The sequence below is a fragment of the Nitrospiraceae bacterium genome (genome assembly GCA_021373015.1).
In the GTDB taxonomy this organism is placed as follows: Bacteria; Nitrospirota; Thermodesulfovibrionia; order Thermodesulfovibrionales; family UBA1546; genus JAJFTJ01.
The window spans coordinates 1-24,460 of record JAJFTJ010000014.1; the positions used below are offsets into that span (position 1 = coordinate 1).

Consider the following 24,460-nt stretch of genomic DNA (forward strand, 5'->3'; position numbering starts at 1 on the left):
TTAAAATCGTTTTTTCGTATTTCGGTGATATCGTGAGCAAGCACCATCCCCACTGCGTTTTGCACAGGAACAGTCTTTGCTCCAATTTTGCTTAATACTTCCGTGCCTTTCGCATCACACATGGCTCTCTCCTGAAAAATAGTCTTTACTTTTATCTGTAAACATCTTTGAATTTTCTGTCAACAAACTCGTTTATCCCGTTTTCAAGACGCTCATATTTTTTAAGAAATTTTCTCGCTTCTTTTGTAAGAACTGCTCCGCCTCCGTTTTTTCCGCCTGCCTGTGTTTCAACGAGTTTTATGCCAAGCCTTTCTTCCATGGCTTTTATGTAGCCCCACGCCTTTCTGTATGAAATGTTGATGTCTTTTGCAGCCCTGTTTATCGAGCCGTATCTTTTTATTGCCTCAAGAAGAAATCTCCTTCCTCTTCCGAAAACAGGCTCGCCGTCAACCTCTATCCAAAGCTTTGACTTTATCTCCATATCGCTATGACTTTTCTGCATAACGCTAAATAATAAAAAAACCTGATTTAATTAGTCAATAACATAATATGATTTCCCGGAGCAGGGTCTGCAGAGCGTTTTGCCGTCTTTTGACAAATCCCGAAGATCCTGAACATATTCACCGCAGATATCACACTTAACTCTCTTTAAAGGTCTGCCGGGCATGTCCTCCGGTTTTATCTCGACTTTCACTTCCATAGAATCAAAAAGCTCGCTGTCAGACATTACTTTGTAAGCCTCGATCTGAGCCTTATATTTATCTTCTATATCAGGAAAATAAGTTTTTGCCTTTTCTCTTGAGTCCTCTCTTGCCGCTACCCTGAGAGCTTTCCCTATCTTTAGGTTGATGAATGTAGCTGCCATCTTTCCGTAGTCTGCAAATTTCATTGTCCTGTGTCCAAGACTGCATCCCGTTACAGACTGTATTGCATCAGTAGCGCACCTGTCTATTTCCACAAAAACAATTATGTTTTTACGGTCTCTGCCTTTTGGTTCTTCAATCCCAATCCCCTTTAGTCCGAATATGGACATCCTGACCCCAAGCACCTGTCCCGGGCAGAGATGACCGTGAACTCTGACAGATTCTTCTAAAAGCTTTTCAAAATCAAAATGGTTCATAAGGTTTCTATTTTAATACCACTCGATGCCAAGGTCAACATTATAAACAAACCCTTCCTTTTTTAGAGAGCGCTGTAATATAATAATTTTGCTTTGTATCAAAATAATCACAGGAAGATTTAACTTAAAAACTTATATGCTCGTCGGTTATAACGATAATATAACCTTCAATGGAAAAGTCTATCATGTCCAGACCGAGGACAGCGGTATGAAGAATCCTGTCATAATCACGCTTCTATATTATAAAGGCACGATCCTCGGCTCGAAGAAAACAGAGTATTCACATATCCTGAGCAGTCCTGACATGAAGATCAGGGTGAGAGACCTTATGAAAACACAGCATCATTCTATGCTCAAGGAACTTCATAGCGGGAGATACACTCATGAAGCTCCGGAAGAAGATATCTCAAGCCCTATAGAAACAGATTCCGTGACGCTTGATATCACTGAGAAAGATGAAGATAAAAAAGACAAGTCGCTCGATGACATCCTGCTTGACTATATATTAAAAAAGGAAAAGGGTAAATGAAAACTTCAAACACCAAAGACATTGAGTTTCTTAAAAAGCAGGCTAATTCTGTGCGAATCGAGATACTCAAGATGCTTGCGGAAGCAGGCTCAGGACATACCGGCGGCTCATTATCAGCCGCTGACATTGCAACAGCGCTTTATTTCTATAAGATGCGGCACAACCCAAAGGATCCTTTATGGAAAGAGAGAGACAGGTTTGTTCTCTCGAAAGGACATGCAGCGCCTCTTCTATATACTGTGCTTGCGCTTTCAGGCTACTTTGATCCTTCTCTTTTAAAAACTCTGCGCAAGATCGGAAGCCCTTTACAGGGACATCCTTGTTCAAAAATGCTTCCCGGAATAGAAATATCAACAGGCTCTCTTGGACAAGGACTCTCTATTGCAAACGGCATAGCTCTAGGCTTGAAGATGGATAAACTGGATTCAAGGGTCTATTGTCTTTTAGGCGACGGAGAAACGCAGGAGGGACAGGTCTGGGAAGCTGCCATGTCTGCTTCTCATTACAATCTTGATAATATGTGTGCGATAATCGATAATAATGGGCTTCAGATAGACGGACACTGCTGTGATGTAATGACAATAGAGCCGATTATAGAAAAATGGCAGGCATTCGGCTGGAATGTAATTGATATTGACGGACATAATATGCAGGCGATTGTCAATGCGCTCGATGCTGCAGAGACAATAAAGGACAAGCCGACAATGATAGTTGCAAGAACAGTAAAAGGCAAAGGCGTATCAATATTTGAAGGTAAGGCAAAGTATCACGGGCTCGCGCCGACATCCGATGAGCTTGCAAAGGCGCTGGAGGAGCTTGGGCAGAAGGAGAGCGCATGAAAAACACCGAGGCAGTTAAAAACGAGATTAACCGCTCTGAACAGCACGCAACCCGCGATGCATACGGAGCAGCTCTTCTCGCGCTTGGCAAGAAAAGAAATGATATTGTTGTTCTTGACGCTGATCTTTCCGGCTCAACAAAAACAGCTTCTTTTGCAAAAGCTTTTCCAGAGAGATTCTTTAACATGGGGGTTTCAGAACAGGATCTTATAGGCACAGCAGGAGGACTTTCTCTTACAGGGAAAATCCCGTTTGCCTCAACATTTGCGATCTTCGAGACAGGAAGGGCATGGGAACAGATAAGACAGACTCTCTGTTATTCGCATTTGAATGTAAAGCTGGTTGCAACACACAGCGGAATAACAGTTGCAGAAGACGGCGCCTCGCATCAGGCAATAGAGGACATTGCGCTCATGAGAGTTCTGCCGAACATGACTGTAATAGTTCCGGCAGACAGCATAGAGACAACAAAGGCTATTGAGGCAGTTACTGATTTTAACGGTCCTGTATATGTAAGGCTCGGCAGGGCAAAGGTCCCGGCAGTAATGCCTGATGCTTATAAATTTGAAATCGGAAAGGCATATACATTCCACTTAGGCAAGGATGCAAATATTATTGCAACAGGGATTATGGTTTCTCCTTCTTTGAAAGCTATGGAAATATTGAAGAAGCAAGGCATAGACGCAGGCGTTATAAATGTATCAACCATAAAACCGCTTGACACTGAGACAATTTTGAAAGCGGCGAAAAGATCAAAACTTATAGTAACGGTAGAGGAGCATTCCATTATCGGCGGGCTTGGCGGAGCAGTCTGCGAATTTTTATCGGAGAATCACCAAATCCCAGTAAAGAGAATGGGAATAAGAGATACATTCGGGTGTTCAGGAAGTTCTGATGAATTGATGAAGCTTTACGGACTCACTGCGGATGATATAGTAAAGACTGTCAAACAAGGGCTTGAATAAATATGATTCATTTTACGAATGTTTCAAAATATTACGAGAGGCAGGCCGCTATCAAGAACATCACCTTTTCAATAGAAAAAGGAGAGATGGCATTTATAACAGGCCCTAGCGGAGCAGGAAAAACAACACTGCTCAAGATCATCTATCTCTCAGAAAAACCTGATGAAGGAAGAGTAACTGTCGCTGACTGGGATCTGAAAAAACTCAAGGAATCCAGCATTCCTTTCCTTAGAAGAAACATTGGAGTTGTTTTTCAGGATTTCAGGCTGCTGGATAACAGAAATGTTTTTGAAAATGTTGCCATGACATTAAGGATACGCGGCATCGTGGAAGAAGAAGTAAGAGAGCGGGTTATGGAAATGCTCAGGGTCGTAAACCTCAGACATAAGGCAGAGGCATATCCGCAGACTTTGTCGGGAGGAGAACAGCAGAGAATTGTGATTGCGCGCGCAATTATTGGAGAGCCGACAATCCTCCTTGCCGACGAACCCACGGGCAATCTTGATCCTGACACAGCAGCCGGAATTGCACAGCTCTTCAAGGAAATAAGTTTTAAAGGAACAACAATTATCGTTGCTACACATAATAGAGATCTATACACTAACAGCGGCAGAAAATTGATAAGACTTGAAGGCGGCAAAATCGTATCTGAGGGGATTGGGTAATGTACCTTCTTTATTCTTTAAAACTTGCAATACAGAGTCTTTTACGGGAAAAATGGATAAATTTTCTCTCTGTGCTTACAATTGCTACCGGTCTTTTTATAATTGCCATAACCTTCTTTGCTGTGTATAACATGAATCTCGCAACTAAGAAGCTCCCTGAAAAATTCTCTGTAATGATTTATCTGAGCAAAGACCTTCCTGAAAAAGAAGCGGAGAATATAATATTATCCTTGAAGAAGAACTCTGCCATAGAAAGTGTCAGATATATATCAAAAGACAAGGCGCTTGAGGACATGAAAGGCATTCTCAAAAATGCAGATTTTGTGCTTGAGGGCCTGAACGAGAACCCGCTTCCCGCCTCAATCGAGATAAGGCTCCGCAAGGAATCTGTTGATATTGCAAGCGTTAAAAAACTTACTGCTGACATTAAAAAAATAAATGGCATTGAAGACGTTGAGTACGGCGAGAAGTTTTTAAACTCGCTTCATTCAATAAAAGCTGCTGTTGAAATGCTCAGCCTTATAATCATAATAATAATGTGTTCAGGAATTATATTCGTCTGTTACAGCACAGTTAAAATTATGTTCTACAGAAGAAAAGAAGAGATCGAAACCTATAAGCTTCTGGGCGCAACAAGGGGGTTCATACGAGCGCCTTTTCTGATTGAGGGCGCTGCAATTGGATTGGCAAGCGGCGTAGCAACCTTGTTTGCCGCACTTCTTTTTGATTATGCACTATTCAATAAACTTGTAAAAATAATGCCTATCTTTAATATAGCAGTTTTTCCATCAGAGATATTTATAGCGCTGCCGTTTGCAGGGTTTGTGCTAGGGATTGGCGGCGCTCTAATAGCGCTCGGAAGAGTAAGGTTTTCCTGAGGTAAATGCAGAACCCTATTTTCAGAATTAAAACACTTGTATTGCTGGTATCCTGTTTTATATTCTTCGCAGTATTGTCCATATCAACAGATATTTTAGCCAAGGATCCGAAAGAACAATACAAAAAAATTCAGCGTGATATTGAAACCCGCAAAGAGAAAATCGAGAGAACAAAGAAACTTGAACATTCAATTCTCGGCGAGCTTGAAAGAATAAACAAAGAACTGAACGATATACAGGTAGAATTAAAAAAATACAGAATCAGGCTGAAGGAAACTTCTACAGAAATAAAAAAAGTTGAATCGGAAGTATCCGTTAACAAGGAAAAACTTCAGACACAAAACGAGTGGCTCAAAAGAAAACTCCGCGTTATGCAGAGGTATGGATATTCAGGCGATGTAATGATAATGCTTTCGACCTCAGAAGATTTATCACAGCTTTTCAGAAGATGGCGCTATATAAAAGCGCTGGCATTATATGACCATACAATGCTTGAAAGCTACAAAAACACTCTTAAAAACCTTAATGAGCAAGAAAACAGACTCAAGCAGCTGCATGCTGATCTGAAGAAAACCGAGGAAAAAATTCAACAGAACGAATCAGAAGTCTCGAAGATGAAACATGGCAAGGAAACCCTTCTTGCTTCAGCCAGAAATGAAAAAGCCTCGCATGAAATAATGCTGAAGGAATTAAAAGAATCAGCCAAAAAGCTTCTCGAGATAATTAAAAAATCAGAAGAAACAATCTCCTATTCTGCAACAGGATTCCATGCTTTGAGAGGCAGACTGCCATGGCCTGTCATCGGCAAAGTAATACTTCCATACGGCACGCAAAAAGACCCTCAATTCAAGATCGCTGTTTTCAGAAATGGGATACATATAAAAGCAGAGGAAGATTCTAATGCAAAGGCTGTTTATAAAGGTAAAATTGCTTATTCTGAATGGGTTAAAGGATATGGACAGCTTGTAATAATAAATCACGGCGATGGTTATCATACCCTTTATGCAAATTTATCAGAGACTTTTCATAAAGTTGGCGATATAATAAAAGAACAACAGCCTATTGGCGTAGTTGGCGAGTCAGGAACCCTGACTATGACAAATTTATATTTTGAAATAAGATACAAAGGCAAACCTCTTGATCCTTTGCAGTGGTTGAAAAAAAGATAACTCCACACAAAACTAGAGGTTAATACTGGAGGTTAATAGAAAATGAGCTTTAAAAAACCTGTTCTGATATGGGCACTGATAATAGTAACCGCACTTAGCGGAGTTCTTATCGGAAGACTCTCAAGCGGAGGAGTAAAGTCCGACAGCGAAGATTATGAATATCTGAGGGTTTTCACGGAAGTCCTATCTGTTGTAAAAAGAAACTATGTTGAAGAAATAAACATTAAAACCGTTGTTTACGGCGCGATAAAGGGAATGATAAATGCCCTTGATCCGCATTCATCATTCATGCCGCCTGATGCATATAAGGATATGCAGGCTGACACAAAAGGCGAGTTTGGAGGATTGGGCATACAGATAGGGGTAAAAGACAGCATGCTTACAGTGATATCGCCTATAGAAGACACCCCGGCATATCTTGCAGGTATAAAGGCCGGAGACACTATAGTAAAGATAAACAACGAGATAACCAAAGATATGACACTTAATGATGCTGTCTCAAAAATGCGCGGCAAAAAAGGAACACCCGTTACTCTCACTATCATGCGCGATGGATGGAAGGATTTTAAGGATTTTAAGATTGTCAGGGACATTATTAAGGTAAAGAGCGTAAAATTCAAGGTCATTGATAATAAAGTGGGCTATGTAAAAATCAGCCAGTTCCAGGAACGCACAGCATCTGAATTGGAAACAGCTTTATCAAGCCTTGCGAAAAGCAACATTACCTCCATGATCCTAGATCTTAGAAACAACCCGGGCGGTCTTCTTAACAGCGCTGTTGACGTATCTGAGCAGTTTCTGCCTTCAGACAAACTGGTTGTATTCATAAAAGGACGCATAGGAGAGAAGATCGAGTACCGCACTGATTCTGAAAAACCGGATGATGCTACCAGTGAGAACAAGAAACTCTTCCGCAAAATACCTATGATAGTTCTTGTAAATCAGGGCAGTGCAAGCGCATCAGAGATTGTTGCCGGCGCTATCAAGGACTGGAATAGAGCTGTAATACTCGGAGTGCAGACATTCGGGAAAGCCTCTGTTCAAAGCGTTATCCCATTAAGCGACGGTTCTGGATTAAGGCTCACAACCGCACGCTACTATACTCCAAAGGGTATTTCCATACAATCAACAGGAATTACCCCGGACATTATTGTTAAACAGGAAGTTAAGGGCGCAAAAGAATTTCCAGTTATAAGAGAAAAAGATATTCCGGGACATCTTAAGAATGAAGTCAATGAAGACAAGACAAAAGAGCCTGAAGAAATGGCGCCTATCGAGATAAATGAGAAGGACGATACTCAGCTGCAGCGCGCAATTGAGCTGATCAAAACCTGGCAGGTTTTTAACACATTGCCAAAAGCATCTTAAATCTTATCCTCAGCTGAGTTAATAATCCGTCGAGGATAACAGAATACAGGCGCAATAAGGGGTTTGAGCATTCAAATTTTCTTTGATTCTGCTTGAACCCTGCCTTTAATCTAATTTATACTTGTTCATGTCACGTCTTATTATTGATATAGAAACTGCAGGCAAAGATTTTGATTCTCTTGATAAGCACACTCAGGACTATCTTCTCAAATGGGCAGAAACTGAAGAGGAAATCAAGGATATCAAGGAAAGCCTTGCACTGTATCCTCTCACCGGAGAGATAATTGTAATCGGGCTTTTCGATCCGGATTTAGATAAAGGCGCTGTTTATTTTCAATCCCCTGAAATCCTTTCGTTCCCATTCGAAAAAGACGGAGTAAAATTCGAACCCGGCACAGAAAAAGAAATATTAGAAAAATTTTGGGACAAGGTAAAAAAATACAGCGAGATAGTGACATTCAATGGAAGGGCTTTCGACTGCCCGTTTATACTCGTGCGCTCTGCAAAACACAAGATAAGACCTACAAAAGAACTTATGCCTAACAGATATAACGGCTCTCATATAGACCTTCTGGATCAGCTTGCATTCTACGGCGCATCAAGACGCAAGTTCAGTCTGGACATGTGGTGCAGGACTTTTGGGATAAAGAGTCCTAAAGAAGACGGGATAACCGGGGCAGAGGTTAAAAATCTCTTTGCTGAAAAGAAATACATCGATATCGCAAAATACTGTCTCGGTGATCTTAAGGCAACAAAAGATCTCTTATATTACTGGGAAAACTTTATAAAACTTAATCCATAAATGCATACCAACCCTTTTAAATTAAAAACTTTTTCAACAACAGGAATCGGAAGCCTTCCTCATAAAGACCCTGTTGAGGCGTGCACAATCATCATCGAGACATTCGACATCCCTTTCTGGCCGCAGCTTCCAAGACTCTCATTCAGAGAATCCATGGTTGCACAGTATTCTGAAGGAATGCCTTTTATAAAGATAAATCCTGAAAAACAGTCAATATGGATAGACAGAAACAAAAGCGATGACCTGGAAAGATTTTATGAAACCTATAATGAAGATATAAAGATCGCCATCTCAGAAGATTATGCAAAAGGGCTGCACACCTTCTTGAATATAGTAACAAACAGGTTTGATTTCGTAAAAGGACACGTAACCGGACCTCTTACCTTCACACTTGGATTAAGAGACAGGGCAGGGAAGGCAATTTTTTTCGATGAAGAGCTGAGGGAGATAGGCTTAATGCTGCTAAAGGCCAAAATCCGCTGGCAGATAGCTGCGTTAAAGCAGTTTGCTGACAATGTAATTATATTTATTGATGAACCAATATTGTCCGCGCTCGGAAGCACTGCTTATATGGGCGTTGACCCTGCTGAATCAGCCCGTATGTTAATAGAAACCTCTGATGCTATTAAACTTGCCGGAGGCATATCAGCAATTCACTGCTGCGGAAATGCTGACTGGGGAGCTGTAATTAGAACAGGCATCGATATTCTTAATTTCGACGCATATTCATATTTCGAGACCATACTTATTTATGAAAAGGCCCTGTCTGAATTTATCGAAAGAGGCGGATATCTTGCATGGGGAATTGTTCCGACAACAGATGCGCTCAATGATGAAACATATGATTCAATGAAAGAAAAACTCAACAAAAAAATAAATATGCTTGGGAAGATTATTCCAGAGGAAAAAATTCTTTCTCAGTCAATATTAACTCCGTCCTGCGGCATAGGCTCAAGAACAATACAGGACGCGCACAGAATTTTTCAGCTTCTTGTGCACTTAAAAGAATCATTCACCATTCAATAACTTCTTTTTAAAATTATATTTCCAGTTGCTTATCAAACAAAAAAGAGGCTATGATTTAAAATCATGGGAAAGAAACTAAAAAAAGGATTTTTTATATCTCTTGAAGGAATTGAGGGAACAGGCAAATCAACTCAGGCAAAACTGCTTGCAGAGTATCTGAAAAAGAAGGAATACAAAATTCTTCTCACTGAAGAACCAGGCGGAACAGCAATCAGCCTCGATATAAGAAAAGTGCTTCTCTCAACAAAACACAAACGCATGGAGCCGGTTGTTGAACTGCTTTTGTACAATGCTGCGCGCGCCCAGCTTATCAGAGAAAAAATTCTTCCTGCGCTCGAAAAAGGCTGGATAGTGATAACAGACCGTTTCAGCGATTCAACTTCAGTTTATCAGGGCTATGCCAGAGGAATAAATCCTAAAACAATTTCAGCTCTTGATAAAATCGCAACAGGCGGATTAAAGCCTGATCTCACAATACTTCTGGATCTGAACGCAGAAACAGGCCGCAAAAGAAACAGACGCGTAAACAAAAACGACAGATTCGAACTCGAAGATATTAAGTTTCATAAGAAAGTCAGGGAAGGTTTTCTGAAACTTGCGGTAAAAGAACCGAAGAGAATAAAGTTGGTTAAAGCCTCAAAGGGCATTAATGATATTCACAGGAAGATTGTGAGGATTGTTGAGAGGGCTTTAAGGTAACTACTTCTATTTCTATATTAAGCGACTTTTAAACTGAAAATTTCTAAACTATACTGTCTTTCCAGCAAACTCCTCACACTGAGGATATTCTTTGTCGCAACATGCGTATAGATCATAGTGGTTTGAAGATTCTTTCACTTGACTATGGTATCTTTGCTTTTTATAATTTATCATAATGTTGAATAAACTTAAAAAAGAATGTTATACGAACGGGAAGCAGAAGTGAGTGCAAAGGAATTTGCTGCCCAGCTAAAGAAAACAATTGAAGAGATCAAAGCCAAAGGAACGGCTACTATCAACTGCGACAATCTCATCGCATATCTAGATGAAGCCATAAAGTCTCCCTCGCCGGTTGTTTCACCAGCAAAACTTGAGAAATACAAAGCAGAACTACAAGGCTGGGTCGAACAGAACAAGGCCGCTCATGAATCCGGTTTGGAAATGTTTCGCTCTGTAATTCAGTCAGGGCAAAATGCAATTCGGTCGTCCTTTCTTCTGAACGGCGGCGCGGCTGTCGCCATGCTCGCCTTCATCGGCAAGCTGACCGAAAACCAAGCAGCAAAGATCCCCGCTTTTGCGCCTAGCCTCACAATCTTTGTCATTGGAGTACTGGCAATTACAGTAACATCGGGCATTACCTATCTCTGTCAATGGTTTTACGCCGGAAATCAACAATGGAAGGTAAAAACGGGTTTTTGGCTTAACATCGCAGCAATTGTCCTCGGCTTGTCGTCATATGGAATTTTTATTTGGGGTATGTGTGAAGCATATGCCGCGTTCATCAACTTCAGATAACATGTCGCTCGTTCGGACCGGCTACTTCGCGCTTAGCGCCGCGTTTGCTCAATGACACGTAAACAACGTCTTCGTCGAGTAGCGATTCTATGCTTGAATTGCCTTCGCAATATGGCGTTCTATATAGCGGGCTGGCAGGAGCATAAGCGAATATTCCATGGCAAGTTTTTGTTGAACGCCAATGGAAACTTCTTGGATGTTTGCGTGCTGGAATGGTGCAAGTTGTTCGGTGATTCTCGCGCACCACATTACTGGGAAAAAGTTATATCGAATCCCGATAAATTCTTTGGTGGACTGTTAAAAGAATTGAGAATGAAGGAAATAGACCTGGATAACTATTTGAAGGAAGTACGGACTTATAGAGACAAATTTATCGCACATCTCGATTCCAACGAGGTAATGCACATTCCTAAGCTTGATGTAATCAAAAACAGCGTGATGTACCTATACGGCTACCTTCTGCAAAATGAGGACAAAGAAGATTTCTTTTCTGACGACCCACCGAACGCGACTACTTACTATAACCAATTGCTGGCGGAAGGCAAAAAGGCGTACGAACCTTAAACAAGTGACATTGGAATAATGAATACAAAAATCAAAAATGGGGACAGGTACATTTTACTCGTTTAAAGAATTAAAGTGTTAAAAGCATCTAAGAAGATTGAGGAGATTCATGGGGAGATCGTTGGAATTGTAGAGAAGATTTTAAAGTAACTCTTTTTGCAATTATGGTATAGTATTGTTATAAATAAACAAACAATAGTTATTAACAGTTTGGTATCTATATTATGAGCAATAATGTTCCAAAGCAGCATCAACATTGGTCGTGGATAATCGCGCTTTCAATCGCACTTGTGCTCATAGTGTGGTTGTTCATTATAGGATACTCTCTAGGGCCAACGAAAAACCAAGAACTGCTCACTACTGCCATTCTGATCCTTTCACTCTCAATTGGTTGGGCGATAGGCACATTCTTATCACCTGATTCAGGACATGAAGCAAACAAGTTCAGTGATTTTGTTAAGGGGTTTTCGTTATTTGCATCCGGGTACCTTGTGTCAAAGGGAGACCGAGTAGTTGACTGGGTATTGAAGCCTGATATGCTCATGCAATCACAGGACCAAGTAATTCCTTTTAGACTCGTCGCTTCACTCGCTGTAGTGGTATTTACCGCCTTGGCTACTTATTTTATAAGAATATATGGGTTAACTGTTGGAGACCGATAACGAAGCGTACCCAATCAGGTACCACAGACAAAGATATTCTCCATCATAACTCCCCATTTTTTCCCCTTAATATTTTAAAATAAACCGTTATGAACACCAAAAAGAAACACACTGCAATAGCTCTTTATTCAGGCGGGCTTGACAGCACGCTTGCGATACTTGCAGTGCTGCGTCAGGGCATTGAGGTAACAGCAGTGAAATTTCTCACGCATTTTGGATGTGATGCATCGGACAAATCATCCTGCTCAAAAGATCCTTTTTCTGCTGGAGAAAAATTCGGATTTGAAATAAAACTTTCTCATCTTGCCGACAAATTCATTGATATTGTAAAAAATCCAAAACACGGGCATGGCAGGAACATGAACCCTTGCATTGACTGCAGGATACTAATGCTTAAAGAAGCAAAGGAATTCATGAAAATAACCAATGCGGATTTCATAATTACAGGAGAGGTTGTTGGCCAGAGGCCCATGAGCCAGATGAAAAATACTTTATATAAAATCGACAAGGAAGCCGGGGTTAAAGGTCTCGTCTTAAGACCATTAAGCGCAAAAATACTTGAACCTACAATCCCTGAGATAAATGGGATTATTGAAAGAGAAAAACTTTATGATTTTAGCGGCCGTTCAAGAAAAAACCAGATCTCGCTTGCAAAAGAATTTGAACTTACAGACTATCCTATGCCTGCAGGCGGATGTCTGCTTACAGAGCCGAACTATTCTTTAAGATTAAGAGAACTTTTGATGAATAATCCGAATCCAACACTGAATGATCTGCATCTTTTAAGAGTCGGCAGACATTTCAGATTATCGCCTTCATGCAAATTAATTGTAGGAAGAGATGAGAAAGACAATCTCAGCATAGAAAAGCTTGCAAAAGAAAATGATTATCTGCTCACTGTAGAAAATTTTGGAAGTCCGCTTGCGCTTCTTTCAGGAGAAGGATGCGAGGAATTTGTTTCACTCTCGGCATCTATCTGCGCAAGATATTCAGATGCAAAGCATATTTCTGAAGTCGAAGTTTCTGTTGATCACAAAAAAAATATTTCTAAGCTGATGATCGAGCCTTCAGAAAACCATGTTCTTGACCATTACAAAATAGAGCTTAAAAAAGAAAATTTTACATCTGTAAGCTCTTAACTATCTAATTTAAAAAGCTTCTGTTTGACACTCGTCTGATATTGGAATATACTTCAGTTAACCGTAAGGAATATAATAATGAGCAGGATTATCGCATATATTTCCCCAGTTGTTTTTTATCTGCTTGTTTCCATGCTTGGCAGCCGCTTCACTTCTCAAGGCATTCCTGTATGGTATGGTGCATTGGAAAAACCTTCTTTTACTCCTCCGGGATTTGTGATAGGAATAATATGGACAATAATATATATCCTTGCTGCAGTCTCGATGGCTTTGTTTATAACGGCCGCAAAAGAAAAGAGATTTTTCTGGCATATATTTCTACTGTATATTCTTAATGGAGCAATAAACGCTGCATGGAGCTGGATATTTTTTTCAAAGCATATGCTCGGGCTTGCTGTTCTGGATTCAGCTCTTATCGGGATTACGGTTTTGCTTATAATGATTTTTGTATGGAGTTATTCTAAGATATCTTCTCTGCTTCTTCTGCCGTATCTTCTATGGGTCTCGTTCGCAACATATCTTTCGTATCTCTTTTATAGATTGAATTTGTAATAAAAAATTCAGAGTCTCACAGAAACGCCTTTTGCCCTTAGATATTCTTTAGCCTGTTTTACAGTGTATTCTCTGTAATGAAAGATCGATGCGGCAAGAGCTGCATCTGCCTTTCCATTGATAAGACCATCATATAGATGTTCGAGTGTGCCGACTCCGCCTGATGCGATCACAGGGATCGAAACAGACTCTGCAATTGTTCTTGTAAGTTCAATGTCATAACCGTCTTTTGTTCCGTCCCTGTCCATGCTCGTAAGCAAAATTTCTCCTGAACCCAATTCTTCCATTTTCTTTGCCCACTCAACAGCATTTATTCTGGTCATCTTTCTTCCACCGTGAGTGGATATCGCCCATGTTAATTTTTCAGGCTTGATATCTTCAAGATAAACACTTTTCAGAGAAGGCTCTTTCATCCATGGTTCGTTATCAGTATAAATCATATCTTTTGTTGCCCGCTTTGCATCTATTGCAACAACAATGCACTGGCTGCCGAATTTTTCTGCTGCGCGGCTGACAAAGAAAGGGTCTTTCACTACAGCAGTATTTATGGAGACCTTATCACAGCCTGATCTCAAAAGTTCCCTTATGTCTTCAAGCGATCTTATCCCTCCGCCGACTGTAAGCGGCATGAAAACTTCTTCTGCTGTTCTTCTTACAACATCAAGGATTATATTTCTTTTTTCATGAGAAGCAGTTATATCGAGAAACACAAGCTCGTCAGCGCCCTGCTCATCATAGAATTTTGCATTCTCAACAGGGTCTCCTGCATCCCTTATATTGACAAAGTTAACGCCTTTGACCACTCTTCCGTCTCTAACATCAAGACAGGGGATTATTCTCTTTGCAAGCATCTGCCATTATCCTCTCATTTTTCTAAGAAGTTCTTTTTCTTTTAATCTCATCTTTCTCTCTGCATAAAGGCTTTTTTCATGGTCATATCCCGTTAAATGAAGAATGCCGTGGACAATAAGCCATTTCATCTCATCCCAGAATGAACAATCATTCTCTTCAGCCTGTCTTGCTGCTGTTTCAGGACTTATAACAATATCGCCAAGGAATATCCTGTCATCTAACGGAAATGAAAGCACATCCGTTGTCTTGTTAATTTTGCGATATTTCTTATTCAATTTCTTCATCTTCCTGTCATCCACAAGCAAAATGCTGAGTTCAGACTTGTCCAGACCAAGAAGTTTCATGGCCTTTTTTGAACAGCTCATAATCTTAGGTTCGTTTATTTTTATTTTTTCTTGTTGGTTAGTGATAAGAATCTTCATTGCTGCGCTTTGGGTTTCCTTTTGTCTTGGCAGTATTTTTATTAAAATCAAAACCCGGATAATCAACTCTCTTGTGCAGAATTCCTGCAAGCGTATGTGTGAAACGGCTCTTTATTAAAGCAAGGTCCTTTAGTGTAAGATCGCATTCATCAAGCTGCCCTTCAAGAAGCATATGGTTTATTATCTTCTCAACCAGCGCTGATATCTTTGCAGGCGTTGGTTCTATAATGACTCTCGATGCTGCTTCAACAGCATCAGCCATCATCACAAGCGCTGCAACACGCGTCTGAGGTTTGGGCCCGGGATATTTGTATTCATCAGCAGCAGAATCTTCTTCACCTTTAACATCTTTTGCCTTTTGATAAAAATAAGTCATCAGACTTGTTCCGTGATGCTGCTGAATTATATCTATTATAGGTTCCGGAAGTTTATATTCTTTTCCAAGCTCAACTCCTTCTTTTACATGAGAGGTTATTATCATGCTGCTCATGTGAGGTGTGAGATTGTCATGTTTATTTAAGGAAATTCCCTGATTCTCAATAAAATATTCCGGCATCTTGATCTTCCCTATATCGTGGTAATATGCGCTTACTCTTGCAAGAAGAGGATTTACGCCAATCGCCTCTGCAGTGGAATCAACAAGATTTCCTACAATAACACTATGGTGATATGTGCCCGGAGCTTCGACCATCATACTTTTCATCAACGGCTGTTCAAGGTCAAGGAGTTCGAGAAGGCTGATATCAGTCGTAACCTTAAACATGTATTCAAAAATTGGGAGCATCACAGACACAATTGCTATTACACTTATCCCTGAAATTAATGCAAACCCTATCGAAGCTGCCGACATCTCTGTTAAAAAATTCCCAGACAGCAGCATCAGTATGATTGCAGTGACAGCATTCACAACGCTTACATAAGCTCCGCCTTTTAAAATAGCTGTACGCCGTTTGCATCTTATAACGCTGAACGCAGCCGTCAGACTTCCAACAAAAGAATAGATAGGATAAACAGCATCATTAAGCCAGACACCGCTTAGAAGACTTACAATAAATGAAAAGAATATTGCTGTATGAAAATCAAATAAGAGCGCAACAAGCATTGCACCTGCAGCGATTGGTATTCCGTAGACATAGCTTCCAGCAGGTATCGACTCAGAGCCTTTTGCCAGATTTTCGAGCACATAACCAAAAAATCTCCCAAACAGAAGAGTGATAACTATCATGATGCCAAGAAGAACGAGCATCCTGTAATTTTTTAAATACACAGGCTTATATCTCATTATGTCCCTGTAGAAAATAACAAGAAGGATTCCTGTTATAAGTACGCCGCCCATGAGGTTTTCTAATCCGGCCTTGCCCTGAATCGCAATAGCAGCAAGAATACTGAATACGATCAGCAAAGAGTATTGCTTTACATCAATCTCTTTTTTGAATTCTTCTATTTTAGGAATCCCGTTTTTCATATTTTTCGTACGCCTTTACAATCTCCTGCACAAGCCTGTGCCTTACAACATCCTTTTCTGAAAAATATATTACTTTAATGTCCTCTATCTCACTGAGAACTTTATCCGCCTCTATTAAACCAGAGGCCTTTCCCGAAGGAAGATCAATCTGTGTAATATCCCCTGTAATTACTGTTTTCGAATTAAACCCCAATCTTGTCAAGTACATCTTCATCTGCTCAGATGTGGTATTTTGCGCTTCATCAAGAATTATAAATGAATCATTCAATGTTCTTCCTCTCATAAATGCCAGAGGCGCGATCTCGATAATCCCGCGTTCAATAAACTTGCCTGCCTTGTCAGCATCAAGCATGTCAAACAGCGCATCATAAAGCGGTCTTAGATAAGGATTAACTTTTTCAAACATATCGCCTGGCAGGAAACCAAGTTTTTCTCCAGCTTCAACAGCCGGTCTTGCAAGCACAATCCTGCTTACCTGTTTTTTAAGAAGTGCGTTTATTGCCATAGCCATAGCAAGATATGTTTTCCCTGTTCCTGCTGGCCCGATTCCTATCACAATATCATATTTTTTTATTGCCTCTATATAATTGCGCTGGACTTCTGTTTTTGGGATTATGAAACGCTTGCTTGAAGCTACAGGTATGTTGTTAAGAAAAAGATCCTTTACTGATGTCTTGTCTCCTTTGGCAATTGCCCTCAGGGCATAACGTATATCTTCCGGCTTCAGCTGATACCCTTCAGCGCTAACCTCGCGGAGCTCATTAATCATATTTTCTGCTTTTTTAGCATATTCAGAATTCCCCTTAATGAATATCTTGTTGCCTCTGAAGCTCACTTCTATTCCAAAGGTTTCTTCTATCAGCTTTATATTCTTGTCAAGTCCGCTGTAGATGAAAGGAAATTCTTTTTCGCTGTCCAGTTCAATAGATAGTGTTACCGTATTTTCTCCTGTTTTACATAAACGCCTGTTTTTTATTTTCCTGCGTCTTTATTCTTTGAAGTGATAAATGGCTTGAAGCCTTCCTTCTTAAGTCTTGTTGCAAGAAATTCAGCCTCTTCCTTATCTTCAAAACTTCCTACTCTGACCTTATACAGCTTTATGTTTTTAGCTCCTGTCATCTTCTTTATATAAGCTTTATGTCCTTTTTTTTCAAGTTTCTTTTTGAGAATTTCTGCATCTTTCTGGTTCTTGAATGCTCCAGCCTGAACTGTATATGAAGATGCGCTCTCTTCTGTGCTGCTGTCTTTCTTCTCCTGCTTTACTGTTTCAGAATTATTTTTTTTATCCTTGCCTTGAACAGGCTGCCTGGGTTCAGTTGTTTTCTCATTCTTAGCATCAGAAAGTATTATTGATGGATTTGTCTGTGCATTTGGCGCTGGTTGTTCTGCCTGTAATGGTTTTACTGCCTCTTCTTTTGCAGAAGCTGCTACAATCTGATACTTCTCCTGTTTGTCTTTTACATTTGTTTTGCCGACAAAATATCCAAGGGCAAAACTCACTGTACATGTGACAATTACTATTACTATAACAATACTTTTGCCTGATGATTCTCTTGGGCTTTCATAGGAAGATCTGTCTCTCATAATTTTACAAAATAAGCATAGCATCACCATATGAGAAAAATCTATATCTGCTTTTTACAGCACGCTCATAAGCCTCTTTGAGCCTGCTAAAACCGCAAAGCGCAGATGTGAGCATCAATGGTGTTGAGCGTGGAAGATGGAAATTTGTGATCAGGCTGTCAACAGCCCTGAATTTATACCCCGGATAAATAAATATATCAGTATATCCCTTGACAGTTTTTGAGTTTTTGTTTTTTATCCGGCTGCCTTCCTTATTTTCACCAGATCTGCAGTATCCGCTAAGACAGCCTTCAATAGCGCGCGTTGTTGTTGTGCCTGAAGATATGATTTTTTTCCCTGATCCCTTTGTATTATTGATCTCATTTAATAATTCTGTTTCAATCTCAAAATATTCCTGATCCATCTTATGTTCGTAAACTTTTTCTGTTTTTATGGGTTTGAATGTTCCGATGCCGATATGAAGCGTCAAATATTTTATTTTTACTCCTTTGCCCTCGATCTTTTTGATAAGCTCCTGCGTAAAATGCATTCCCGCGGTCGGAGCAGCAATAGAGCCCAGTTCTTTTGCATAAACTGTCTGGTACCATTCCCTATCCCTTGCCTCCGGCTTTCGTTTTATATAAGGAGGCAATGGCATTTCTCCATATTTTGATAAATTCTCGATAAAAGCGCCGTTATATTTGAATCTGACTTTCTCGCCGTCAGTGATCTCTGCTGAAAATCCGTCTGCAATTGCTAATTCCCCTGTATACTTTTTCCTTGAAAGCACGCTCCATTCATCTTTTGCAATCTCGTTTACCAAAAGAAAGCCTATCTTTCCTCCTGTTGGTTTTGTTCCAGTGAGTTTTGCAGGAAAGACTTTTGTGTTGTTAAGCAGAAGCATATCGCCTTCATTAAGATATTCGTGGATATCATGAAATTGCCTTTCCTCTATTCCTCCGTCTTTATGAAGCACCATAAGTCTGGCCTCATCTCTTTTTTCTGACGGGGTTAACGCTATGAGTTCTTCAGGCAGGCTAAAGTCAAAATCAGCGACTTTCAGGACGTTAATATTATTTATGTCCTTCATGAATTCTTATTTTTGTTCCTGGATAAAAATAGGCTAGAATATCTTTGTAATTCATTCCTTTGCCTGCCATCTCAAGAGCGCTCCACTGGCAAAGTCCGACACCGTGACCATATCCCTTGCCTTCAAAAAAAACAGAGCCGTTCTCTTTGGATATTGTAAAACTTGTGCTTGGCAGTCTCTGCCAGCCAAGCAGTCTCCTTAATTCTGTCGCCTTAATCGTTGTTTTGCCTGTCTCAGTGATTATCTCCAATTCATTCACTCTCCCTGTTGATGTGAATGTTTTTATAATAATGTCTTTAATGCTCTGCACATTGCATGCTTTTTCTATCTCAGCAGCAGGGATTCTTCTATCCCATAATTTATATGGTGATGTCTCACAAACAGGCTCTACTGACTTTAAAAATGGAAAACTTTTACCAAAGACCTCATCAGGAAGTTCAGTCTTTCCTCCGCATGTTGAATGATAAAATGCCTCAATGATCTTTCCTTCATATGTGAGAACCTCGCCTGCGGTTTTTTCAACTGCAGTGGCTATTGCAGGATCAAAAATATCACCCTTATAAACCTGATGCAGAACTGAAGATGTTATATGATAAAGAGACTTGCCATTGGCATTCTTGTGATATAAAGCATACGTCCTTGAAACAACTGCCTGTGCCTTTAAAGCCTCAACCTCCCATTTGCTGCCAACCTCTGCAAAAACAACATCCTTGACATAATCCTCAAATGGTATTTCAGCAATAACATAAAGACCGTTTGTCCCCTGCCAAACCTCTATATCCCCCTTATAATGAATCCCGTTAGCAAGCAGTTCACCTTTTTGTTTTTCACCGATCTTTTCAAGATACTCGTTTTTTTCAGGTATCTTGTTGAAACTCTCTTCAAGTATCAGCACCCTTATTGTTTCAGCATATGCATTGAACAAAAAAGAGAAGATAAAAAATATCGCTGCTATAAAGACTGCATATTTTTTACAGCTGCTATTCTCTGACATTATTCTTTTTCCCCATGTATCTTTCTTCCTCTGAGAAGATGCAGCCGCAGTATTTCTGTCTGTAAAGACCAAGTTCTTTCGAAAGTTCAACGCCTTTTTTATACCCTGGCCTGAAATCCTGCATAAAGAATTCAACAGAATATTTATCCTGCATTCTTTTTCCGACATCGACTATTATGTCGAATTTCTGGTATGGGCTGACGAGCATGGAAGTTGTGAATCCGTCCATATTCATCTCTCTTGCTTTCTTTGCTGTCTCCTCAAGTCTCATCCTGTAACATTTCTCGCATCTGTTCTCGATATCACTGGAAGTCACTTTCAGAAAATCTCTCAGTCCATAATTATCCACAAATTCGATCTCAAGCCCCCACATTCTGCTTAAATTTTTTACTGCATCAAGCCTAAGTGTATATTCAGTGTGCGGGTGTATATTGGGGTTAAACCACAAGCCTTTCACAAATATTCCTTCAGAAGCCAGTTTCCTGACTGGGTACAGACTGCAGTTTGCACAGCAGATATGCATCAAAAGCTTCATAGTTTATTATAAATCATTTGAAGGGATTGCCACATCAGAATCACCTTAAGGGGAATATTGAATTACCTTACCTTTTCAGCAATCCTTGCACTGTCGGGAAGAGCCCTATATTCGTATGCGGGAGGAAGAGAGCTGACATATATTCGTCCATAAAATTCCTTGAGGTTGAAAGTTCTATGTAGGTCATTTTTCTCGCAATATCCTCTGCCTCTTTCCGAAGCCTCTCTGAGAGTACGCAAAGATATGCTCCTGTTATAGATGTATTGCCGAGAAACTTGAACTTTTCTCTTGGAAGGTCAGGGAGCATTCCGAGTATGACTGCTTTTTCAACATCAAGAAAATTCCCAAAGCCGCCTGCAATATAGATGTGCTCTATGTTATCGAGAGTAAAACCAACTTCTTTTATGAGCAGAGAAACCCCTGCGTACATCGCTGCCTTTGCTCTTAGAATGTTTTCAATGTCAACTTCTGTGAGTACAATATCCCTTTTGCCTTTGTATAGCACGAACTCCATCCCATCTTCTGATTTCTGTATCCTGTCAGTTTTATGGGAGGTTACAAATTTCCCTTTCATGTCTATAGCGCCTTTTAAGAACATCTCTGCAATGGCATCAATCATTCCTGATCCGCAGATTCCTGAAGGATTTACATTCCCTATAACTTTAAGTTTGGGCTCAAATGTATCAGCATCAAGCTTTACATCCTCGATTGCACCTTCAGTTGCCCGCATTCCGTGTTTTATTCCGCTTCCTTCAAAACACGGACCTGCCGAACACGCTGCTGTTACAAGCCATTCATTATTTCCTATTGCGATCTCGCCGTTTGTGCCAATATCCATAAACAAAGATATGTCTTTGCTTCGGTGCATATTAGATGCAAGCACTCCAGAGACAATATCTCCGCCCACGTAACTTGCAATGCATGGCAGTGTATAAACAGGCGCACTTGAATTAATCTGGATATTTGCCTTATCCGCCTTCCACAACGGGAAAAAATTAGCTGTCGGAATATAGGGTTCTTCTCTTATATGTCTTGGGTCAAGGCCCCAAAATATATGCAACATTATTGTATTGCCTGAGATAACTGCTGATTCGATCGAATTGTTTTTAAGATTGTGAGTTTCGATAATGGTCTGGATAATGTCGTTTATATCTTCGACAACTTCTTCTCTCAGTTCATTAAGTCCGTTTTTTTCAGTGGCGTAAATAATTCTGGTGATGACGTCATCTCCGAATTTGATCTGAGAATTATAGGTTGAGCCTGTATCAATAAGCTTTCCTGTATTTAAATCAACTAAATATACGACTATTGTTGTTGTCCCTATATCTACTGCAGCAGCGTATCTGTGTTTTCCTGAGTCTTCATCGATAAAAAGCGCTTCTTCATCATAATATGCAAGATTTATTGACCAAGCGCGCTTTCTTGCCTTGTCTGCAAAGCTAAGAATAAAGTCATAAGGAAAATGTATCTCGCTGATTCCATTTAGAAGCAGTTCTCTTTTTATTCTCTCGAGGTCGCTGATGTTATCTTCGATTGTTGGAGGAGTAAGCTTAAGGTCGAGTCTTTTTACCAAAGGCGTGATTACGCCGTCCATTTTTTTGAAAAGTTCAGCAAGATCTCCTGATCTTGAAATAGCGATCTTATCGCCGATAACAAGTTTTGAATCCTCAGGAATTTCTATCAGCATGTCTGTCTTGGGGAATGTCCGGCACGCAAGCAAAATGCCTTTATCTTTATTTGTCTTTGAAAGTTTTCCTGTTTGTTCTGATCTGTAATCGCCTTCAAGTATCTGAATTTTGCACTTGCCGCATGTGCCTTTGCCGCCGCAATGCGCATTAAGGTATATCTTGTTTTTTTTCAGGGCAATAAGGAGGCTCTCATCAGAAGATGCGTTAAAACTTTTTCCTGTTGAAAGTTTAATCTGCATAATTGAATTAATCTTCATTCACAGGTTTGGTGTTCGAGCGGATTTATCCCGAAAGCTTTCAGGATAACTTGCAATCCCGATTTTATCGGAGCGAGAATGAGCGAGAATCCTAACCCTGCAAATATTAACCTCGCCAGTCTTTTATTAAATATCGAACTAAATTACCGCTGCTCTGCCATCTTGATAAGTTCTTCTGCTATCTGAACGGCGTTAAGCGCTGCGCCTTTTCTCAGGTTATCAGACACAACCCAGAGATTTATCCCGTTTGCTATGGATTCGTCTTCCCGTATCCTGCCGACATATGTCTCGTCTCTTCCTGCAGCTGCAACCGGCAGAGGATAGATATTTTTTTCAGGCGCATCAAAAACAATAATGCCAGGAGCTTTGGAAAGTATCACTCTCACATCAACAGCAGTAAGTTTTTTTTCTGTCTCTATGTTTACGCTCTCTGAATGGCATCTGAAAACAGGAACACGCACTGTTGTTGCAGTGACTTTGATGGAATTGTCTCCCATTATTTTTTTTGTCTCATTTACCATCTTCATCTCTTCTTTCGTATATCCGTTCTCAAGGAACTTATCTATATGCGGGAGAACATTGAATGCTATCTGGTGCGGATAGACATTGCATTTTATCTCTTTAAAATTCAGGATATCTGTTGTCTGATGGAGAAGTTCATCCATTGCTTTCTTCCCTGTACCCGAGACCGCTTGGAATGTTGTTACAACAACACGTTTTATCCTGGCCGCATCATGTATTGGTTTTAAGGCAACAACCATCTGTATGGTCGAGCAATTTGGATTTGCGATTATTCCCTTATGCTTTTTAATATCGTGCTTGTTCACCTCAGGCACAACCAGAGGAACCTCGGGGTCCATTCTCCACTGGCTGGAATTATCAACAACAACACATCCTGATTTTGCCGCGATCGGCGCCCATATCTTCGAGCGTTCCGCGCCTGCAGAAAAAAGCGCTATATCAATCCCCCTAAAAGAATCTTCTTTCAGCGATTCAACAGACACATTCTTCCCGTGAAATTCGAGTGTTTTTCCCTCTGATCTCTCTGATGCAAAAAGTCTTAATTTTTCAACAGGAAAGTCTCTCTGTTCAAGAGTTGCAATCATCTCATTTCCGACTGCGCCTGTTGCTCCTACAATAGCAGCAACATATTTTTTCTTTTTCTTGATCATCTATGTACTCCCTCTTTTCTAAGCAAGTTGCATTAATTTATCACATTGAAGTAAAAAATTTCTATGCTTTGCAGCTGCATAGTGAAACTTTGTTTCTGAGATTTTTGTTTGTGAACACGATCAGAAAATATAGTTGGGAGCAGAATACATTAATAATGACAACAGAAAAAACTGAACTGCGGAATAATTTATTCTTTTGTTATCTTCCTGTAAAAACAGGTTCTGTTTCCAGTGTGGCATGCGCCTGCTCCGTGCTGGATGACCTTTATTAAAAGAGTATCCTCATCACAGTCGTACCATATCTCCTGAACAGCCTGAACATGCCCTGAGGTCTCGCCTTTCATCCAGTATTTTTTTCTTGAACGGGACCAGAAGTGGGTAAATCCTGTGTTCAGTGTTTTTTCGAGCGAGGTCTTGTCCATATAAGCCATCATCAGCACATCGTTTGTACTTGCATCCTGCACTATTGCTGGGATTAACCCGCTCTCGTTGAATTTTAACTGCGGTATCATAACTCCTCCCTAAAAACTTAAATAAAGAATGAAATAAATTATAACATAGCATGCTCCTTGCTGTTTTAATAAAATATTATTGACCATTGTAATAACGAATTTATTTTGCCGTTGAATTCGCAAATGCGAACAGGCAAA

At 40.2% G+C, this 24,460-nt stretch carries 27 protein-coding genes; 14 read left to right on the top strand and 13 right to left on the bottom strand.

Annotation, left to right across the window (positions count from 1 at the left end):
• Positions 1–151: 151 nt before the first annotated feature.
• Together LLF28_05590 and LLF28_05595 are read right to left on the bottom strand one after the other, a co-directional pair.
• On the bottom strand, positions 152–481 hold the full coding sequence (locus LLF28_05590) for a winged helix-turn-helix domain-containing protein (protein ID MCE5194916.1): 330 nt from the start codon (positions 479–481) through the stop codon (positions 152–154).
• Positions 482–532: 51 nt separating this feature from the next.
• Positions 533–1,120 carry an FmdE family protein gene (locus LLF28_05595; protein ID MCE5194917.1) on the bottom strand — a complete coding sequence of 196 codons (588 nt, stop codon included), beginning with the start codon at positions 1,118–1,120 and terminating at the stop codon, positions 533–535.
• An 88-nt stretch (positions 1,121–1,208) separates the two neighbouring features.
• On the opposite strand from LLF28_05595, the gene LLF28_05600 reads away from it, so the two are divergent.
• The 14 genes from LLF28_05600 to LLF28_05665 all read left to right on the top strand — a co-directional run bounded on the left by LLF28_05600 (position 1,209) and on the right by LLF28_05665 (position 13,772).
• Positions 1,209–1,649, top strand: a complete 441-nt coding sequence (locus LLF28_05600) for a hypothetical protein (GenBank protein ID MCE5194918.1) — start codon at positions 1,209–1,211, stop codon at positions 1,647–1,649.
• Complete coding sequence (locus LLF28_05605) at positions 1,646–2,488, top strand: transketolase (GenBank protein MCE5194919.1); 843 nt, start codon at positions 1,646–1,648, stop codon at positions 2,486–2,488. Before LLF28_05600 ends, LLF28_05605 begins: the two co-directional genes overlap by 4 nt.
• Positions 2,485–3,453 carry a transketolase family protein gene (locus tag LLF28_05610; protein ID MCE5194920.1) on the top strand — a complete coding sequence of 323 codons (969 nt, stop codon included), beginning with the start codon at positions 2,485–2,487 and terminating at the stop codon, positions 3,451–3,453. Before LLF28_05605 ends, LLF28_05610 begins: the two co-directional genes overlap by 4 nt.
• A 2-nt stretch (positions 3,454–3,455) precedes the next feature.
• On the top strand, positions 3,456–4,118 hold the full coding sequence (gene ftsE, locus LLF28_05615) for a cell division ATP-binding protein FtsE (GenBank protein ID MCE5194921.1): 663 nt from the start codon (positions 3,456–3,458) through the stop codon (positions 4,116–4,118).
• A complete protein-coding gene (locus LLF28_05620; GenBank protein MCE5194922.1) occupies positions 4,118–4,996 on the top strand; it encodes an ABC transporter permease in 879 nt (292 codons plus the stop codon). Before ftsE ends, LLF28_05620 begins: the two co-directional genes overlap by 1 nt.
• Before the next feature lie 5 nt (positions 4,997–5,001).
• On the top strand, positions 5,002–6,165 hold the full coding sequence (locus LLF28_05625) for a peptidoglycan DD-metalloendopeptidase family protein (GenBank protein ID MCE5194923.1): 1,164 nt from the start codon (positions 5,002–5,004) through the stop codon (positions 6,163–6,165).
• Between the two features lie 42 nt (positions 6,166–6,207).
• The gene (locus LLF28_05630) at positions 6,208–7,533 is read left to right on the top strand and encodes a S41 family peptidase (GenBank protein MCE5194924.1); all 1,326 of its coding nucleotides are present in this window, start codon (positions 6,208–6,210) and stop codon (positions 7,531–7,533) included.
• A 127-nt stretch (positions 7,534–7,660) separates the two neighbouring features.
• Complete coding sequence (locus LLF28_05635; protein ID MCE5194925.1) at positions 7,661–8,335, top strand: ribonuclease H-like domain-containing protein; 675 nt, start codon at positions 7,661–7,663, stop codon at positions 8,333–8,335.
• Positions 8,336–9,361 carry a methionine synthase gene (locus LLF28_05640; GenBank protein MCE5194926.1) on the top strand — a complete coding sequence of 342 codons (1,026 nt, stop codon included), beginning with the start codon at positions 8,336–8,338 and terminating at the stop codon, positions 9,359–9,361.
• Between the two features lie 63 nt (positions 9,362–9,424).
• Positions 9,425–10,060, top strand: a complete 636-nt coding sequence (gene tmk, locus LLF28_05645; GenBank protein ID MCE5194927.1) for a dTMP kinase — start codon at positions 9,425–9,427, stop codon at positions 10,058–10,060.
• Between the two features lie 198 nt (positions 10,061–10,258).
• On the top strand, positions 10,259–10,855 hold the full coding sequence (locus LLF28_05650; protein ID MCE5194928.1) for a hypothetical protein: 597 nt from the start codon (positions 10,259–10,261) through the stop codon (positions 10,853–10,855).
• 51 nt (positions 10,856–10,906) lie between these two features.
• The gene (locus LLF28_05655; GenBank protein MCE5194929.1) at positions 10,907–11,419 is read left to right on the top strand and encodes a hypothetical protein; all 513 of its coding nucleotides are present in this window, start codon (positions 10,907–10,909) and stop codon (positions 11,417–11,419) included.
• A 751-nt stretch (positions 11,420–12,170) separates the two neighbouring features.
• Positions 12,171–13,220: a thiamine biosynthesis protein gene (locus tag LLF28_05660; protein ID MCE5194930.1), complete on the top strand. Its 1,050-nt coding sequence runs from the start codon at positions 12,171–12,173 to the stop codon at positions 13,218–13,220.
• 78 nt (positions 13,221–13,298) lie between these two features.
• Positions 13,299–13,772, top strand: coding sequence for a tryptophan-rich sensory protein (locus tag LLF28_05665; GenBank protein ID MCE5194931.1), 474 nt, complete (start codon positions 13,299–13,301; stop codon positions 13,770–13,772).
• An 8-nt stretch (positions 13,773–13,780) separates the two neighbouring features.
• On the opposite strand, the gene hisF is transcribed toward LLF28_05665, so the two are convergent.
• From hisF to hisI, 11 genes are all read right to left on the bottom strand, one after another.
• The gene (gene hisF / locus LLF28_05670) at positions 13,781–14,623 is read right to left on the bottom strand and encodes an imidazole glycerol phosphate synthase subunit HisF (protein ID MCE5194932.1); all 843 of its coding nucleotides are present in this window, start codon (positions 14,621–14,623) and stop codon (positions 13,781–13,783) included.
• Positions 14,624–14,629: 6 nt separating this feature from the next.
• Entirely contained in the window at positions 14,630–15,046 is a 417-nt protein-coding gene (gene ybeY / locus LLF28_05675) for an rRNA maturation RNase YbeY (GenBank protein MCE5194933.1), read from the bottom strand.
• A complete protein-coding gene (locus tag LLF28_05680) occupies positions 15,027–16,511 on the bottom strand; it encodes an HDIG domain-containing protein (GenBank protein MCE5194934.1) in 1,485 nt (494 codons plus the stop codon). The genes ybeY and LLF28_05680 overlap by 20 nt, the downstream gene beginning before the upstream one ends.
• The gene (locus tag LLF28_05685) at positions 16,492–17,280 is read right to left on the bottom strand and encodes a PhoH family protein (GenBank protein MCE5194935.1); all 789 of its coding nucleotides are present in this window, start codon (positions 17,278–17,280) and stop codon (positions 16,492–16,494) included. The genes LLF28_05680 and LLF28_05685 overlap by 20 nt, the downstream gene beginning before the upstream one ends.
• 203 nt (positions 17,281–17,483) lie before the next feature.
• Positions 17,484–18,095 (bottom strand): SPOR domain-containing protein, encoded by a 612-nt coding sequence (locus LLF28_05690; GenBank protein MCE5194936.1) that lies wholly within the window; start codon positions 18,093–18,095, stop codon positions 17,484–17,486.
• A 4-nt stretch (positions 18,096–18,099) separates the two neighbouring features.
• Complete coding sequence (queA, locus tag LLF28_05695) at positions 18,100–19,164, bottom strand: tRNA preQ1(34) S-adenosylmethionine ribosyltransferase-isomerase QueA (GenBank protein ID MCE5194937.1); 1,065 nt, start codon at positions 19,162–19,164, stop codon at positions 18,100–18,102.
• Positions 19,148–20,158 (bottom strand): SpoIID/LytB domain-containing protein, encoded by a 1,011-nt coding sequence (locus tag LLF28_05700; GenBank protein MCE5194938.1) that lies wholly within the window; start codon positions 20,156–20,158, stop codon positions 19,148–19,150. Before LLF28_05700 ends, queA begins: the two co-directional genes overlap by 17 nt.
• Positions 20,145–20,693, bottom strand: a complete 549-nt coding sequence (locus LLF28_05705; protein ID MCE5194939.1) for an epoxyqueuosine reductase QueH — start codon at positions 20,691–20,693, stop codon at positions 20,145–20,147. The genes LLF28_05700 and LLF28_05705 overlap by 14 nt, the downstream gene beginning before the upstream one ends.
• A 67-nt stretch (positions 20,694–20,760) precedes the next feature.
• Complete coding sequence (locus tag LLF28_05710; GenBank protein MCE5194940.1) at positions 20,761–22,620, bottom strand: ASKHA domain-containing protein; 1,860 nt, start codon at positions 22,618–22,620, stop codon at positions 20,761–20,763.
• Between the two features lie 161 nt (positions 22,621–22,781).
• Positions 22,782–23,810, bottom strand: coding sequence for an aspartate-semialdehyde dehydrogenase (locus LLF28_05715; protein MCE5194941.1), 1,029 nt, complete (start codon positions 23,808–23,810; stop codon positions 22,782–22,784).
• A 188-nt stretch (positions 23,811–23,998) separates the two neighbouring features.
• The gene (hisI, locus tag LLF28_05720) at positions 23,999–24,322 is read right to left on the bottom strand and encodes a phosphoribosyl-AMP cyclohydrolase (protein MCE5194942.1); all 324 of its coding nucleotides are present in this window, start codon (positions 24,320–24,322) and stop codon (positions 23,999–24,001) included.
• Positions 24,323–24,460 lie beyond the last annotated feature (138 nt).

Coding starts and splice junctions, on each gene's coding strand:
- queA (MCE5194937.1), bottom strand. CDS start 19,164: ATGAAGGACATAAATAATATTAACGTCCTGAAAGTCGCTGATTTTGAC.
- LLF28_05685 (MCE5194935.1), bottom strand. CDS start 17,280: ATGATTAATGAGCTCCGCGAGGTTAGCGCTGAAGGGTATCAGCTGAAG.
- LLF28_05610 (MCE5194920.1), top strand. CDS start 2,485: ATGAAAAACACCGAGGCAGTTAAAAACGAGATTAACCGCTCTGAACAG.
- LLF28_05640 (MCE5194926.1), top strand. CDS start 8,336: ATGCATACCAACCCTTTTAAATTAAAAACTTTTTCAACAACAGGAATC.
- LLF28_05710 (MCE5194940.1), bottom strand. CDS start 22,620: ATGCAGATTAAACTTTCAACAGGAAAAAGTTTTAACGCATCTTCTGAT.
- hisF (MCE5194932.1), bottom strand. CDS start 14,623: ATGCTTGCAAAGAGAATAATCCCCTGTCTTGATGTTAGAGACGGAAGA.
- LLF28_05590 (MCE5194916.1), bottom strand. CDS start 481: ATGGAGATAAAGTCAAAGCTTTGGATAGAGGTTGACGGCGAGCCTGTT.
- tmk (MCE5194927.1), top strand. CDS start 9,425: ATGGGAAAGAAACTAAAAAAAGGATTTTTTATATCTCTTGAAGGAATT.
- LLF28_05690 (MCE5194936.1), bottom strand. CDS start 18,095: ATGAGAGACAGATCTTCCTATGAAAGCCCAAGAGAATCATCAGGCAAA.
- LLF28_05620 (MCE5194922.1), top strand. CDS start 4,118: ATGTACCTTCTTTATTCTTTAAAACTTGCAATACAGAGTCTTTTACGG.
- LLF28_05630 (MCE5194924.1), top strand. CDS start 6,208: ATGAGCTTTAAAAAACCTGTTCTGATATGGGCACTGATAATAGTAACC.
- LLF28_05625 (MCE5194923.1), top strand. CDS start 5,002: ATGCAGAACCCTATTTTCAGAATTAAAACACTTGTATTGCTGGTATCC.
- ybeY (MCE5194933.1), bottom strand. CDS start 15,046: ATGAAGATTCTTATCACTAACCAACAAGAAAAAATAAAAATAAACGAA.
- LLF28_05650 (MCE5194928.1), top strand. CDS start 10,259: ATGTTATACGAACGGGAAGCAGAAGTGAGTGCAAAGGAATTTGCTGCC.
- ftsE (MCE5194921.1), top strand. CDS start 3,456: ATGATTCATTTTACGAATGTTTCAAAATATTACGAGAGGCAGGCCGCT.
- LLF28_05715 (MCE5194941.1), bottom strand. CDS start 23,810: ATGATCAAGAAAAAGAAAAAATATGTTGCTGCTATTGTAGGAGCAACA.
- LLF28_05595 (MCE5194917.1), bottom strand. CDS start 1,120: ATGAACCATTTTGATTTTGAAAAGCTTTTAGAAGAATCTGTCAGAGTT.
- LLF28_05655 (MCE5194929.1), top strand. CDS start 10,907: ATGACACGTAAACAACGTCTTCGTCGAGTAGCGATTCTATGCTTGAAT.
- hisI (MCE5194942.1), bottom strand. CDS start 24,322: ATGATACCGCAGTTAAAATTCAACGAGAGCGGGTTAATCCCAGCAATA.
- LLF28_05635 (MCE5194925.1), top strand. CDS start 7,661: ATGTCACGTCTTATTATTGATATAGAAACTGCAGGCAAAGATTTTGAT.
- LLF28_05680 (MCE5194934.1), bottom strand. CDS start 16,511: ATGAAAAACGGGATTCCTAAAATAGAAGAATTCAAAAAAGAGATTGAT.
- LLF28_05705 (MCE5194939.1), bottom strand. CDS start 20,693: ATGAAGCTTTTGATGCATATCTGCTGTGCAAACTGCAGTCTGTACCCA.
- LLF28_05605 (MCE5194919.1), top strand. CDS start 1,646: ATGAAAACTTCAAACACCAAAGACATTGAGTTTCTTAAAAAGCAGGCT.
- LLF28_05660 (MCE5194930.1), top strand. CDS start 12,171: ATGAACACCAAAAAGAAACACACTGCAATAGCTCTTTATTCAGGCGGG.
- LLF28_05700 (MCE5194938.1), bottom strand. CDS start 20,158: ATGTCAGAGAATAGCAGCTGTAAAAAATATGCAGTCTTTATAGCAGCG.
- LLF28_05665 (MCE5194931.1), top strand. CDS start 13,299: ATGAGCAGGATTATCGCATATATTTCCCCAGTTGTTTTTTATCTGCTT.